Raw genomic sequence first — 13,166 nt, 5'->3', positions numbered from 1 at the left:
TTATATTGCTTTAAATTACTAAAGTAAATAAGAAAACACGGAGAGATAATTTCTCACCGTGTTTTCTGAATAATTTTCAACTCATACACTTACTTTTTACTCTGTTCTTTTTGTCGTAAGTCTAATCTTCTAATTTTACCAGATGTTGTTTTTGGTAATACATCGATAAATTCGATTTCTCTAGGATATTTATAAGGAGCAGTTATTTGTTTCACATGATTTTGTAGTTCTTTTATTAACTCCTCTGAACCTATAATTGATGCATCACGTAATACTACAAATGCCTTAACAATGCTTCCTCTTTCAGGATGTGGTTTTCCAACTACAGCGCATTCTTGCACTGCTGGATGTTTTGTCAATGCATCTTCTACTTCAAATGGACCGATTGTGTAACCCGAGCTAATTATAATGTCGTCTCCTCGACCTTCAAACCAGAAGTAACCATCCTCATCTTTTTTCGCAAGGTCACCTGTAATATAGTAGTCTCCTCTAAATTGCATAGAAGTTCTTTCAGGATCTTTTAAGTATTCTTTAAATAATGCTGGTGTTTCTAGATGAACAGCTATATCTCCAACTTCTCCTGGAGCACAAATTTGCCCTAGGTCATTAATAATATCAACTGTATTTCCTGGAGTTGGTTTCCCCATGGATCCAGGTCTTGCCTCCATGCCCTTCATCGTGCCAACAAGTAACGTATTTTCCGTTTGGCCGTAGCCATCTCGCACTTCTAGACCAAACACTCTATCAAAAGTTTCAATTACCTCTCTATTCAACGGCTCCCCTGCAGAAACAGCACTATGAAGAGAGGATAGATTATACTCGTTTAATGTATCTACTTTCGCCATGATTCGGTACTCTGTAGGCGTACAACAAAGAACATTAACTTTCTTCTCTTGTATAATTTTAAGGTATGTTTTAGGTTCAAACTTCCCGTTATAAACATAGCCGATTGCACCACTACCTAGCGTAGCTAAGAAAGGACTCCAAATCCATTTTTGCCAGCCCGGACTTGCTGTTGCCCACACAACATCTCCCTCTTGAATTGCCAACCAGTTTGGTCCAGAAGTGCGTAAATGTGCAAAAGCCCAGCCATGTGTATGGACAACACCTTTAGGATTTCCAGTCGTACCACTTGTGTAGGAAAGGAATGCCATGTCATCCTTTAATGTATCAATTGTTTGAAATTCTTCCGACTCCGCTTTTATTTCTTCCGTCAATGAAATCCAATTGTCCTTCTTATTGCCGATTACAAATAATAGTTGATCATCTATGTTGCGTACTTCTTCAAATTGATCAAGGAATGGTTCATATGCAATAATTGCCTTTGCTTCACTATGTGTCAAACGGTATTCAATATCCTTTGCACGAAGCATTTCAGAACTTGGTATTACAACAAGACCTGCTTTTAGTGCAGCAATATATATTTCATACGCTTCGATTAAACGAGGTACCATTATTAATACTACGTCACCTTTTTGGAGGCCTTTACGGGTGAACAGATTGGCAATTTTGTTAGCTCTTTGGAGTAAATGCTTGTATGTACTTTTTTTCTGTTCCCCATCTTCTGATTCCCATATTAACGCTAATTTTTCTTCATCAACCGCAAATTTTTCAAATTCTGTTACAAGGTTATAATGTTCCGGAGCTATTAAATTTTGTTTATTCATTTGACTTCCTCCTTTTCAATGTTTTAATTATAGAGGAAAATCACAAGTTTTAGTAAACAAAAGTTTCAACTTTCAGATATTTCTCTATTGAAGTACTCCAAAAGAAAATTTTATCCAATAAATGTTGTAGTATTAAGACAAACAAACTTGATGTTGTGGTGCATGCAAGGTCTTTCCTCCATTATCAGCTTAAAATGTGCAAAAACAGAGAGCTGAATAAATACATTCGGTACGTGAGACTTTTTTGGATGCGTAACGTTCGGGAGTCTTTGCACAACTTTGCCGTGGGTTCTCGCAACATTGGTCGTCGTTTGCGCAACATTCGCTCCGGTACACAGCTTTTTTGGGATGCGCAACTTTCAGAAGTCATTGCGCAACTTTGCCGTGGGTTCTCGCAACATTCGCTCCCTTTTGCGCATCATTCACTCTGGTATACGCATTTTTTTTCGAATGCACAACTTCCGTGAGTCTTTGCACAACATTTCACCATTCCAGAACACTGGATGTAGGTATCAAAAAAACCGATAGCCTAGGCTACCGGTTTTTTATGATTACTTATTTTTGGAATCCGTTCATTTGTTGTTGGGCTTGGGCAACTAATCGCTTAGTAATTTCTCCGCCTACGGATCCGTTGGCACGCGATGATGCTTCACCACCAAGTTGTACTCCAAACTCTTGAGCGATCTCATATTTCATTTGATCTAGCGCTTGTCTTACACCTGGTACTAGAAGTTGGTTTGAGCTATTATTGTTTGGCATGTTCCTCACCTCCTTGTGAAATTAGATTGTTCATTTTCATCTAATTCATACACAGAGAAGAAAAGGTATTTTTTGTCATTTGTTAAAGTAGATTTGAAAAATCATTCGACTTTTTCATTGGGAATGAAAGAACTTCTCTATTTTGTACTGCTTCTGTTATTAATTCATCAAAATCCTTAAAGCTCTCGTAGTATTCCACTTTTTCAAGCTTCGGTTTAGTCTTTGGACAGGATGGTGTAAAGATAGTACAACAGTCTTCATAAGGTAAGATGGAAGTTTCGTACGTTCCAATTTCCCGGGCAATATCTATAATATCTAACTTATCCATAGAAATTAGCGGTCTGAAGATCGGTGTTGATGTAACAGCATTAATCGCAGTTAAGCTTTCCAACGTCTGGCTTGCAACTTGGCCTAAGCTCTCGCCAGTTACAATTCCTAAAGCTCCTATTTCTTCACGAACGAGATCTGAAATTTTCATCATTAAGCGTCTAGTAGTAGTCATTGATACGTTTTCAGGTATTTGAGCTTGTATACTTTGTTGAATATCTGTAAAAGGTATAACATGCAGTCTTACTGTTGCACCAAAGTGGCTTAACTGATTGGCAAGATCCATCACTTTTTCTTTTGACCGTTCACTTGTAAATGGAGGACTATGAAAATGAATTGCATCCAGGCGAACACCACGTTTCAAAAGCATATATCCAGCAACAGGGCTATCAATTCCGCCTGATAACATCAGTAAGGAACGACCGTTTGAACCAAGAGGCATTCCACCTGCGCCAGGAATTACCTGTGCCATCATATATACAGCATCATTTAATACTTCAATACGTAAATCTATCTCTGGCTTTTTCATTTGAACTTTTAAAGTTGGATATTGTCTTAATACATTGCTTGCTACCACGCTTTGCAGCTCATATGTGTCCAGCGGGAAAAACTTATCTGAACGTTTTACGGTAACACGAAATGTTTTATCTTGGCTTTCTAGGCTGTCCATAATTTTGAGTGCAGTTGCTTGAATATCATCTAAATCTTTTGAACAAGAAGCTACTGGACTAAATGATTGAATACCAAATATTTTAGGCAATCGTTCTATTAACGCATGAATTTCCGAATCATCGGATGATGTTAAGAACATGCGATCTCTTTCGGCTTGAATCTTAATATTAGGCAAATCCACAAAGGAAAACCTTATATTATTGCGTAAATGTGATATAAATTGCTTACGATTTTTTCCTTTGGTGGATAATTCACCATAACGTACTAATATTTTTTCCCACTTCATACTTATTTAATCTCCTTTTATTACATTCATTACTTGCTTGAACACAATTTTAAATTGGTCTATTTCCTGTTGGGTATTAATGGTACTAAGGCTTACTCTCAATACGCCTTTTATATAATCGTCTGAAATGTGCATAGACTTTAGTACATGACTTGTCTTCGTTTGTCTTGAAGAGCATGCACTACTAGTCGAAACAATGACATCCTGTTGCTGTAACGCATTGATCAGTACTTCTCCTTTAATTTTTCGTACCGAAAATGAAATTATATGTGGAGCTTTTTTAGATGGCGATATAATTTTAACAAAAGAGAAAGATTGCAAAAATTCCACTAAATCATTTGACCATATTTGTAATTTCTCTACTTTGTTTTCTAGATCTTCCATAGCAAGTCTCATTGCTTTCGCTGTTGAGACCGCCAAAGGTACAGAAGTTGTACCACTGCGAATACCCGATTCCTGTCCACCACCGTATAATATCGGTTCAATTTCGATGAATTTTTTTAAAGCGAGTAATCCTGAACCCTTTAATCCATGTATTTTATGAGAAGAGATAGTTATAGCATCAACATCGAGATTCTTAAAATTAACCTGCATTTTCCCAAAACTTTGAACTGCGTCCATATGAATAAGTGCTCTACTTTGTTCTCTTACAATTTTTGAAAGTTGTTCGATTGGCTGTATTGCACCTGTTTCATTATTTACATGCATGACACTTACCAATACGGTATCATCTCGGAGATTTTTTTTAACTGACTCCAACAAAATGATTCCTTCTGTATCTACAGGAATCCATTCAACTTCAAATCCTTGTTCGCTCAATTTTTTAGCTGCTTCTAAAATAGAAGGATGCTCAATTTCAGAAATTAATACATGCTTCCCACGATGCTTATATTTATGAGCTAGACCAAATATTGCTAGGTTATTGGACTCTGTTCCACCTGATGTAAAAAATATTTTTTCACTCGAAGTTTTCAGTATATCTGCAATTTGTTCTCTAGCAGATTGTAACAATTCATTTGTCTGATGTCCAAACGTATGAATGGAAGCTGGATTTGCCCAAAATTTTTCGTTGACAGTAACGAATGTATTTAGTACCTCAGGATGTACTTTAGTCGTCGCACTATTATCAAAATAAATCATTTTCAATAACTCTCCTTTTCGGAAAAAAACCACCGTCACAGAGTGAGGTGGTTCACATTTGTATACAAAATATGATTTTCAAACGTCTACAATTTCATACTTTTTTTTAATCGTATGATTATGTACGCAAATCGTTTTCTTTCACTAATGCATCAATCTTCTTTAAAGCACCTGGCTCTACCTCTTCCACTGCCGTCGCTGCATCCTCTAAAGCCTTAGAATAACGTAATTGTCTAAATGCTTCCTCTGCTTCCAATAGTCTTGCGTGAACTTGCGGATGACTTGCGCGATAGCGGTTACCATACTGAATAATTTTTTCTGTAAGTAAAACATTTTCTAGCATTTCTTTCGCTCTGTTATGTACTTCTTCCATACACGCCTCTGCTTTTTCTAAATAATTATCTACTAACGACATATTTAGTGGCACTTCCTGAAGGCTTTGCATTGCTACATAAATATGCTCTTCTGCTTCTTCTAAACGAACATCCATATCCTCTGGAATTCCAGGTATATTGGCTTTTTGTAGCATGCGGTCAGTATCATGTAACATACTTTTTAGCTCATCTAGTTTTGCACGTGCACTATTCTCATCAATTCGAAGATTTTTCAAGCGATTAGCAAATCGGTCTTGTTCTTCGTAAAGTCGATCAATTTCTTCAGCAATATCATTTAACTCTTCTTGGAGGCTTGAGTATGCAGATTGTTCTTCCTCTACACGGCTAGAAAGCAATTCATACTTCTTCTCTAATTCCTCCAACTCTTTTAAGCAGCTTTGTGGAATTTCCGCCTCTTTTTCAGGTAGACGATAGCTTTGCTGTACATACGCAGCTTCTTCACTAACAGCACGTGTAACAGATGTTACTTCTCGTAAACGTGTACCCGTTTGCTCTTTGTATTGATCTACATATTTTTTTGCAAGTACTTCTTTTTCCAACATATCATAGAATGTGTCTAATTCATCTTTTAACTCTTCTACTCTACTAATTGTTTTACCGACATTTAGTTCAATGATTGCTTGTTTTAGCTCTATGAGTTCCGCTTCAATGCTATCTAATTTTTTATTCATTTCAAGATGCTGCAAGTAATAAGAACTCTCTTCCATTTCTTTTTGTCCATTACGTAATTCATGAATTATGGCTGGAATTTTATGTTGAATTTCGGATAAAACTGCTGGAATATCATGTAATTTAGGGAAGAATTTTTGCCCTTCATCTTGAACAGTAATAACAAGTTCACGGGCACTTAAATAATTTCCCGTATCCGTTAGACGATCGAATTCGTCAAATTGCGGAATGAAGGATTCTAGCTTTTGCTCCAGCGCATTTACTGCTGCACCAAAGGAATGCTGATGAGCTAGAAGTGTTTTTCTAGCTGCACGATGCTGCTCTTTTAGTTGCTCCATCTCGATACGATTTTTTTCTTCACTACCGATTAGATCTTCGAGTTCATTTAATATTTCGGACATTTTTTTATCACAAAGGGATATTAATATTTGAATCTCTTTTTCAATTTTTGTCGCTTTTGGAAATATAAATCTATCTATACTTTCTTCCGCATCAAATAAAAGAACATCAATCTTGGGCATATGTACATCCATTACCTCTGTCCATGCATTTCTCCATCTTTCAAACATTTCCTCTGTTTGCCCATTCATATTAAGTTGTTTCACTTTTGTCATTTCTTCTAAAATTGGTTTGTTTTGAATTTGATGTTTCTCATGTTCTAATCTTTCTATTTCTGCGTTATGTTTTCGTCTTATGATAAATGCAAAAATTGCAATTACTAAAAGTATAATGACTGCTGGGATGATATACTTCATTGTAAGCCCCCTGTTCCAAATTCAAAAAGTTCTATTTCCAATGTTACTCTATATCTTACCATGCTTTTTATGTTATTGTTTCATAAAACAAGAGAAAAACAATTAAATCTTAAAAAATCTTATATTTCTATAATTTGGAGGCTGATTTCTTTGAAAAAGGATGGTCATATCCACACACCCTATTGTCCACATGGGACTGAAGATTCTTTTCATTTGTATATTGAACAAGCTATTCAAAAGGATTTTGGGGCAATTACCTTTACGGAGCACGCACCCTTACCTGTTGGTTTTATAGACCCAACACCGAATAAGGATAGCGGGATGAGCATGAACCAATTAGAATCTTATATTTACGAGGTACAAAAGTTGAAAAAAGAATATAACCAAGATATTGTTATTTCTACAGGCTTAGAAATCGATTTTATAACTGGGTTTGAACAAAATACTATTTCTTTCTTAAATACATATGGAAAATACTTAGATGACTCTATTTTATCAGTTCATTTTATAAAATACGAAGATGATTATACTTGTATTGACTTTTCTAAATCTACATTTTTAGATTTCATCGATCGACTTGGAAACCCAATGTCTGTGTATAAATTGTATTATAAAACACTGATGGATTCAATAACGAGTAATCTTGGAAATTATAAACCGAATCGAATCGGTCATATAACGTTAGTACACAAATTCCAACATGCCTTTAGCGAAGAAGTTCAAGACCATGAAGATATAGTAGCTATTTTGAATGAAATCAAACATCAGAAGCTAGAACTTGATGTAAATAGCGCTGGTTTAGCTAAGCCTTATTGTTTAGAAACGTATCCTCCACTTCCTTATATAAAGCTAGCGAAGGAACTCGAGATTCCACTTGTATTTGGATCGGATGCACATCAAGCAAAAGATTTACATCAGTTTTACAACGAAATAAGTACTTTACTATAGTTAGAATGGAGACAATAATTATGTTCACAAAATCAGCCTACTCAGAAGATTTAACAGCAAATTACAATATGTTATCCAAACAATTAGACGCTCTTTTAACTGGAGAGACAAATGCAATTGCAAATTTCAGTAATGCATCCGCCTTATTAAATCAATTTTTTGATCAGATTAATTGGGTTGGGTTTTATATAATGGAAGATGGAGAGCTAGTATTAGGACCATTCCAAGGATTACCTGCATGTGTAAGAATCCCGCTGAATAGAGGTGTATGCGGAGCAGCTGCTTCAAAACAAGAAACAGTTATTGTCCCAGATGTGCACGCATATCCAGGTCATATCGCATGTGATGCAGCGTCACAATCCGAAATTGTAGTTCCCATCGTTAAAGACGGAGAACTTGTAGGAGTTTTGGACATCGATAGCCCTATTAAAGATCGATTCACAAAGCAGGATTCGGAAGGTTTGGAGCAATTTATCCAAGTGTTGGTTAAGCATATTTAACGATAAGGGGGCCCTTTATAAGGTCCCCCTTATTTATTGGTTCCTGTTTTAACTATCTATTTTATGACCACAGCTATTCATGGTGCAATAACTTCTATTTTAAATAACCTGTGTCATAACAATCATTACTATAAAAGCTAACGTAAAGAAATACCTCTTGTTATAAAAGTACGTCGTACAGCCGCCTCGTCTACTTTTGGTTCCTTAATATACGCCGATTTATGCCATAGACGGATAGCCTTTGTTGGATTTTATATTGCCAAATCGAAATAGCATAGAATGCAATGACTACGATAAAAATAAAACTAGTTTAAATATACAAACCTCCACCTTCTCCTTTAAGCTACCAAGTAGTACACTTTTTTCACAATTTAGGAAAAATGGTAGTTAGTTCAATTAAGTCATCTATTACCAAATCAGCCTGAGCAAGTTCATCTTCTTGTGCAAAATCAAAATTACACCCAATTGCAATTAAACCATTTTCTTTAGCCGCACTTATATCTGATAGACGGTCTCCGACTACCGCTGCTTTTTTTATATCATATTTCTTTATAATAGTCCTAACTAAATCTGCTTTATCCAGCGTCAGTATTTGTTGAATACTAAAAGTTTCAGTAACCCAGTTATCTAAATTATAATAACTTACAATTGCGTTTAAATATTCCGTTAAACCATTACTAGCTATGTAAATGGAACAATTTTTCTCTTTTAAATAACTGAAAACTTCCTTTACATTAGGATATAAAGCACCTTTCCCACCTTTTATATTTTCAACTAATCTTTCCAGAAAATAAGCATCCGTTTGTTCTCTTTCTTCATTGGAATGATTAGGTAACAAAGCTTCCCAAACTTTTGGTAAAGGTACACCCATAATTTCACGGTATTTATCAATAGGAGTTACTGTATCCCATTTATGTAATGAACGTAAATGGTTAAAAGTGTCATCAAGTGATAATTCTAAAATTTTATCTGTTTGAAATAGAGTTCCATCCATATCAAAAATCAGTGACTGCAACATTGTTTTCTCCCCTTTTTAACATTGCTGAATAGCTTCAAAAGTTTAGCTTCTAATTCCTGCAAATCCATAACAAGTTTTATATCTTCCTCAGGTTATATAAATATGAAAACTAATCCTAAATTCCGTAATGTATCATATATTTCTGTTCTTTTTTTGCCTGATTTATTTTTGTGGCTAAATCATTAAGTTCAATAGATTTTTTAATAATTTTTGAAGAAGCAACTACATCATAGAATAACGAAAGTGATTGTGGTGGAATGATCGTGATCCCCCAATTAGCTAAACCAAACTCAGGGCGATCAAGTGAATGATAATACGTTTTCATGATAGATAAATGTTCATATAAGTCATTAATAATATCATCATCCACAGAAATACAATTAAACTTTTGAGGACTATAATTATTAAAATTTTGCTCAATGTTAATGTCCTCAACTATTCCGAATTCATGATAAGGTATTATTAATCGCCTCTTTTCTGTACTAACTTGTTTCGCTAGTGAAAAATTAAAATAATTTAAATTTAACGTCTTTACTCGGATAAACATCAGCAAACCAACGCAGCACGCTATTGTGATGATTGATGATCTGCCCCGCTGTTAGTTCTTTGGAATCCCACGTGCTATGTGTGTCTGAAACTAGAGTCACCTTATACCCCATACTAAAAGCTCTTCTACATGTTGTGTCAACACACACTTCTGTTTGAATGCCTGAAATAATCAAATGTTCAATCCCTTGTCTCTTCAGTTCCTCATCTAAAGAGGTATTAAAAAATGAATCTGGAGTCGTTTTTTGAATGATAATATCTTCACTTTTTGGAGTAATGGAAGAATGGATTTCCCAACTATTTGTTCCATACTCTAATTGTTTCCCAGCGGCTTCATTATGCTGTACATAAAAAATCGGTATCTCCATCGACCTTGCCCGGATTAATAAACCATTTAAATTTTGTAATAACCTATCCCCTTTGAATACTTCTTCTCCTACTTGGAACATTCCATTTTGAACGTCAATTATTAATAGCGCTTCCTTCGTCAAAATACTCACTCCCTCTGTTCTCCTTACCAAAAAATATTTCAGTAATACATCTCATTTGTTAATATAAACTACTATAATTGAAACTCTTTTTTTATAATTTGGGCTACTTCTTCTACACTCAAATATGTGTTATCTATCCGTAAATAGTTTTCCTTGTCAATTTCACCCTTCTTAGAATTCAACCTGTTACTTTCTAGAGAACTTAATAAATGTTGTTCAGATTGTTCCATATTTCTTTTAGTTGGTTTATGTTCAAGTCTATGTGGTGTCTTATTTCTTTTTAACCTTTCAGCTACGTTGGCTTCTAATTCAATAAAATAAATATTAGCCCCCTGTGCGGCTATGATTTGACACATCTTTTCTATTTCTTCCCAATCTTCTTTTTGATCAAAATACCATACCTTAGTAAAAATCATCCCATTACTATCACTTTTTGAAAATGATTTAAATATTTCCTGCCGAAATAGATGTGTTAATCTCCACATTTCTGGACTAAAGCCAAATAGTGGCTCTAACAGATCAATAGTCATATGGTTATGGAATAACTTCATGCCTGTTACCTTTGCTAGTTCTTGTCCGACAGTCATTTTTCCAACTGCTTGTGGTCCAAATATAAAAACAAATTTCTTCATATTAAATTCCTCCTTGATAGAGAGACCTACTCTTTAGTACAAAATCCTACAAAATGCGTTAATCCTCCTGATTAAAGCATATGCCTGTTATGTAATAATTTTAAGCCAAGTCATTATTCGAATAATCTGAAATGGTTCAAACCAAGTAACTAAAAATATAATAATAAAAAAAGAAGCAACTGATATAAACTTTAAACTTCCTTTTTCCTTTTTAGAAATAGCTATAAAACTAAATATACCTCCAATTAATAAAAAAATAGCTCCTACAAACAGAATGGGCTCAAAATAATAATCCTTATCTATCCAAGTTAATGCAAAGAACAGAGTCCCTAAAATGATAGAGACTATTGAACTTATACTGAATGGTTTCATAATACACCCCAAATTCTTTTTCTAAATTTGACTTTATTTTTCATAATAAGTTTTTTCTCGTTCAACCAAATTTGTTTTATTATAACTAGTTCCATCTTCATTATAGAAAATAGCAGTTTTTAAAATTTTCGATACATAACTTACAAATAAATCCTTAGTATTTCTAATAACGCATAAACTATCTAAAGCTCTTTCATTAGCCAATCTAAAACTATATTCCATTGAATGCTTTCCTAATATTTTTACACTGCAAAATTACTATGTAATTTAATGAAAAATAACTTAGTAGCTTGTTAAGATTAATTTCCCTTTTTTCTCTGTAGAAGACTCAACATCATCAATAGCAGCATGTATATTCAGCAAATCATATTTAGAATCTACCCTCATCAAGCTTAACTTTTGGTCATCTATTAACCTTATCAAGCTTCTAAACGTTTTCTGCCATTTATCTGCCGTTACAATATTATTCCAATTCCGCAAATGAAAGATATTAGCATTAACTTTGGCATTATTTACAATGTCTGCCCAGTTTACTTGTATCCCCGATAAAAGACCGATTGTTAAAAAATTGCCATTAGGATGTACACAAAATGCCAGCTCGTTTCCAGATACGCCTCCAATAGAGTCAATAGCAGCATCTGCGCCGATTCCATTTGTTATTTCCATAACTGTTTCATAGAGTGGAACAGTAGAGGTATCAATTACATAAGATGCGCCAAGACGGAGTAAATCTTCTGTATATTTATTACTTCTAGTTACTGCAATTAATCGAAAACCTATTATTCTCGATAATTGAGCATAAATATGACCAATGGAAGAACCACACGCATTAACTAACAAAACGTCATTCGGTTTTAAGTTTAAAACTTCCGTACAAGTTACCCATGCTGTAATTGGATTGATATACATTTGTGATGCCGTAAAGTCATCAATAGAATCGGGTATGGGAACAGCAAGTTCAGCTGATGTTTTAACAAGTTCTTGCCAAGTGCCTTCCCCGCGTAAGGGCAAAACACGTTTCCCAATAAGACCTTTAGAAACTAAAGGACCAACCCCCTCTACAATACCTATCCCTTCATAACCCGGAATATTTGGTAGCGAAATTCGATGGGAATAAGCCCCTCTTATTGGAATTAAGTCTGAAGGGTTTATAGGTCGTGCCAACATTCGAACAATGACTTCATTTTCTTTAGGAAGTTCAATCCTTTTCTCCTCAACTTTCAAAACATTTTTAGGACTACCGAATTCATAGAACTTAATACATTTCGCATACAAAACTTTATAGTCTCCTTTCAATAAATCTAGGTTTACATAATTATATTTTCTTTATTCTTGTACCAAAACCACCCTGTCTATATTCCTATATCAAATCCCTTTCTTGTCGACATCTAGGGTCTGTTTAGTCAAACCAGTCATAGAGTATTTCTAATCGTTCATCATACGATGGGAAAAGTACATAGAACACAGGATATGTCCTCTCATCCTCATCATCTTGTTTCCAAAATAATGTTAACCATTCCTCAAAGTTATCTAAAACCTTAACAATACGTGGTTCAATTTGGCTAACATACCCAACCCTATATTCATCATTAGGAACATTATCTTCATACATAAATACTCAATGATTGTTCGAGTGATCTCCAGCATCAAACGTTGTGAAGGATATAAGCCGATTAGAATCTATCCACTCTTTAGTTTCTACTATTAAAATTTCATTAGGAATGTCTGGGATAATTCGATCGACTTTGCAAATATCACCAGATGGAGATTCTTTACTAACACCTCCAATGGGTTCACAATCCAATAAAAAAATACCATTGGAGAATTCCTTTAGAAACTTTACAAATGAAACAGGCAAACGATATCCAAGTGTTTCTTCATATATCGTAATCATTTCATCTGTAGCAACATCGAATCGATCAACATCAGGATACTTCCCATTAAATTGTTCGATAAATTCATCTATTCTCAAACTAGCACCCTTTCCAA

Annotated in this window: 16 protein-coding genes; 2 read left to right on the top strand and 14 right to left on the bottom strand. The window is 34.6% G+C overall.

Going from position 1 to position 13,166, the window contains the following annotated elements; translation table 11 throughout:
• Positions 1–89 precede the first annotated feature (89 nt).
• From mbcS to ezrA, 5 genes are all read right to left on the bottom strand, one after another.
• Complete coding sequence (gene mbcS, locus MKY37_RS18060; protein ID WP_340779113.1) at positions 90–1,667, bottom strand: acyl-CoA synthetase MbcS; 1,578 nt, start codon at positions 1,665–1,667, stop codon at positions 90–92.
• 555 nt (positions 1,668–2,222) lie between these two features.
• Positions 2,223–2,426: an alpha/beta-type small acid-soluble spore protein gene (locus MKY37_RS18055; protein ID WP_211894867.1), complete on the bottom strand. Its 204-nt coding sequence runs from the start codon at positions 2,424–2,426 to the stop codon at positions 2,223–2,225.
• Between the two features lie 82 nt (positions 2,427–2,508).
• Positions 2,509–3,711: a tRNA uracil 4-sulfurtransferase ThiI gene (thiI, locus tag MKY37_RS18050; protein ID WP_340779111.1), complete on the bottom strand. Its 1,203-nt coding sequence runs from the start codon at positions 3,709–3,711 to the stop codon at positions 2,509–2,511.
• Positions 3,712–3,717: 6 nt separating this feature from the next.
• Positions 3,718–4,851 carry a cysteine desulfurase family protein gene (locus tag MKY37_RS18045; RefSeq protein ID WP_340779108.1) on the bottom strand — a complete coding sequence of 378 codons (1,134 nt, stop codon included), beginning with the start codon at positions 4,849–4,851 and terminating at the stop codon, positions 3,718–3,720.
• 118 nt (positions 4,852–4,969) lie between these two features.
• Positions 4,970–6,670, bottom strand: coding sequence for a septation ring formation regulator EzrA (gene ezrA / locus MKY37_RS18040; RefSeq protein ID WP_340779105.1), 1,701 nt, complete (start codon positions 6,668–6,670; stop codon positions 4,970–4,972).
• A 150-nt stretch (positions 6,671–6,820) separates the two neighbouring features.
• On the opposite strand from ezrA, the gene hisJ reads away from it, so the two are divergent.
• On the top strand, positions 6,821–7,618 hold the full coding sequence (hisJ, locus tag MKY37_RS18035) for a histidinol-phosphatase HisJ (protein WP_340779104.1): 798 nt from the start codon (positions 6,821–6,823) through the stop codon (positions 7,616–7,618).
• 20 nt (positions 7,619–7,638) lie between these two features.
• The gene (locus MKY37_RS18030; RefSeq protein WP_340779102.1) at positions 7,639–8,118 is read left to right on the top strand and encodes a GAF domain-containing protein; all 480 of its coding nucleotides are present in this window, start codon (positions 7,639–7,641) and stop codon (positions 8,116–8,118) included.
• 364 nt (positions 8,119–8,482) lie between these two features.
• On the opposite strand, the gene MKY37_RS18025 is transcribed toward MKY37_RS18030, so the two are convergent.
• From MKY37_RS18025 to MKY37_RS17985, 9 genes are all read right to left on the bottom strand, one after another.
• Positions 8,483–9,136 (bottom strand): HAD family hydrolase, encoded by a 654-nt coding sequence (locus MKY37_RS18025; RefSeq protein ID WP_340779100.1) that lies wholly within the window; start codon positions 9,134–9,136, stop codon positions 8,483–8,485.
• Between the two features lie 115 nt (positions 9,137–9,251).
• Positions 9,252–9,599 (bottom strand): short-chain dehydrogenase, encoded by a 348-nt coding sequence (locus MKY37_RS18020; RefSeq protein WP_340779975.1) that lies wholly within the window; start codon positions 9,597–9,599, stop codon positions 9,252–9,254.
• Between the two features lie 43 nt (positions 9,600–9,642).
• Positions 9,643–10,173 carry a cysteine hydrolase family protein gene (locus MKY37_RS18015; protein ID WP_340779974.1) on the bottom strand — a complete coding sequence of 177 codons (531 nt, stop codon included), beginning with the start codon at positions 10,171–10,173 and terminating at the stop codon, positions 9,643–9,645.
• Between the two features lie 71 nt (positions 10,174–10,244).
• A complete protein-coding gene (locus tag MKY37_RS18010; protein WP_340779099.1) occupies positions 10,245–10,805 on the bottom strand; it encodes an AAA family ATPase in 561 nt (186 codons plus the stop codon).
• A gap of 87 nt (positions 10,806–10,892) precedes the next feature.
• Positions 10,893–11,177 carry a hypothetical protein gene (locus tag MKY37_RS18005; protein ID WP_340779098.1) on the bottom strand — a complete coding sequence of 95 codons (285 nt, stop codon included), beginning with the start codon at positions 11,175–11,177 and terminating at the stop codon, positions 10,893–10,895.
• Between the two features lie 33 nt (positions 11,178–11,210).
• Positions 11,211–11,399: a hypothetical protein gene (locus tag MKY37_RS18000; RefSeq protein ID WP_340779096.1), complete on the bottom strand. Its 189-nt coding sequence runs from the start codon at positions 11,397–11,399 to the stop codon at positions 11,211–11,213.
• A gap of 60 nt (positions 11,400–11,459) precedes the next feature.
• Entirely contained in the window at positions 11,460–12,452 is a 993-nt protein-coding gene (locus tag MKY37_RS17995; RefSeq protein ID WP_340779094.1) for a zinc-dependent alcohol dehydrogenase family protein, read from the bottom strand.
• Between the two features lie 124 nt (positions 12,453–12,576).
• The gene (locus MKY37_RS17990) at positions 12,577–12,789 is read right to left on the bottom strand and encodes a hypothetical protein (RefSeq protein WP_340779092.1); all 213 of its coding nucleotides are present in this window, start codon (positions 12,787–12,789) and stop codon (positions 12,577–12,579) included.
• A gap of 6 nt (positions 12,790–12,795) precedes the next feature.
• The gene (locus MKY37_RS17985) at positions 12,796–13,149 is read right to left on the bottom strand and encodes an SMI1/KNR4 family protein (protein WP_340779091.1); all 354 of its coding nucleotides are present in this window, start codon (positions 13,147–13,149) and stop codon (positions 12,796–12,798) included.
• Between the last annotated feature and the right edge of the window lie 17 nt (positions 13,150–13,166).

Source organism: Psychrobacillus sp. FSL K6-2836, from assembly GCF_038003085.1.
GTDB lineage: Bacteria > Bacillota > Bacilli > Bacillales_A > Planococcaceae > Psychrobacillus.
This window is presented reverse-complemented; position numbering and strand designations above follow the sequence as displayed.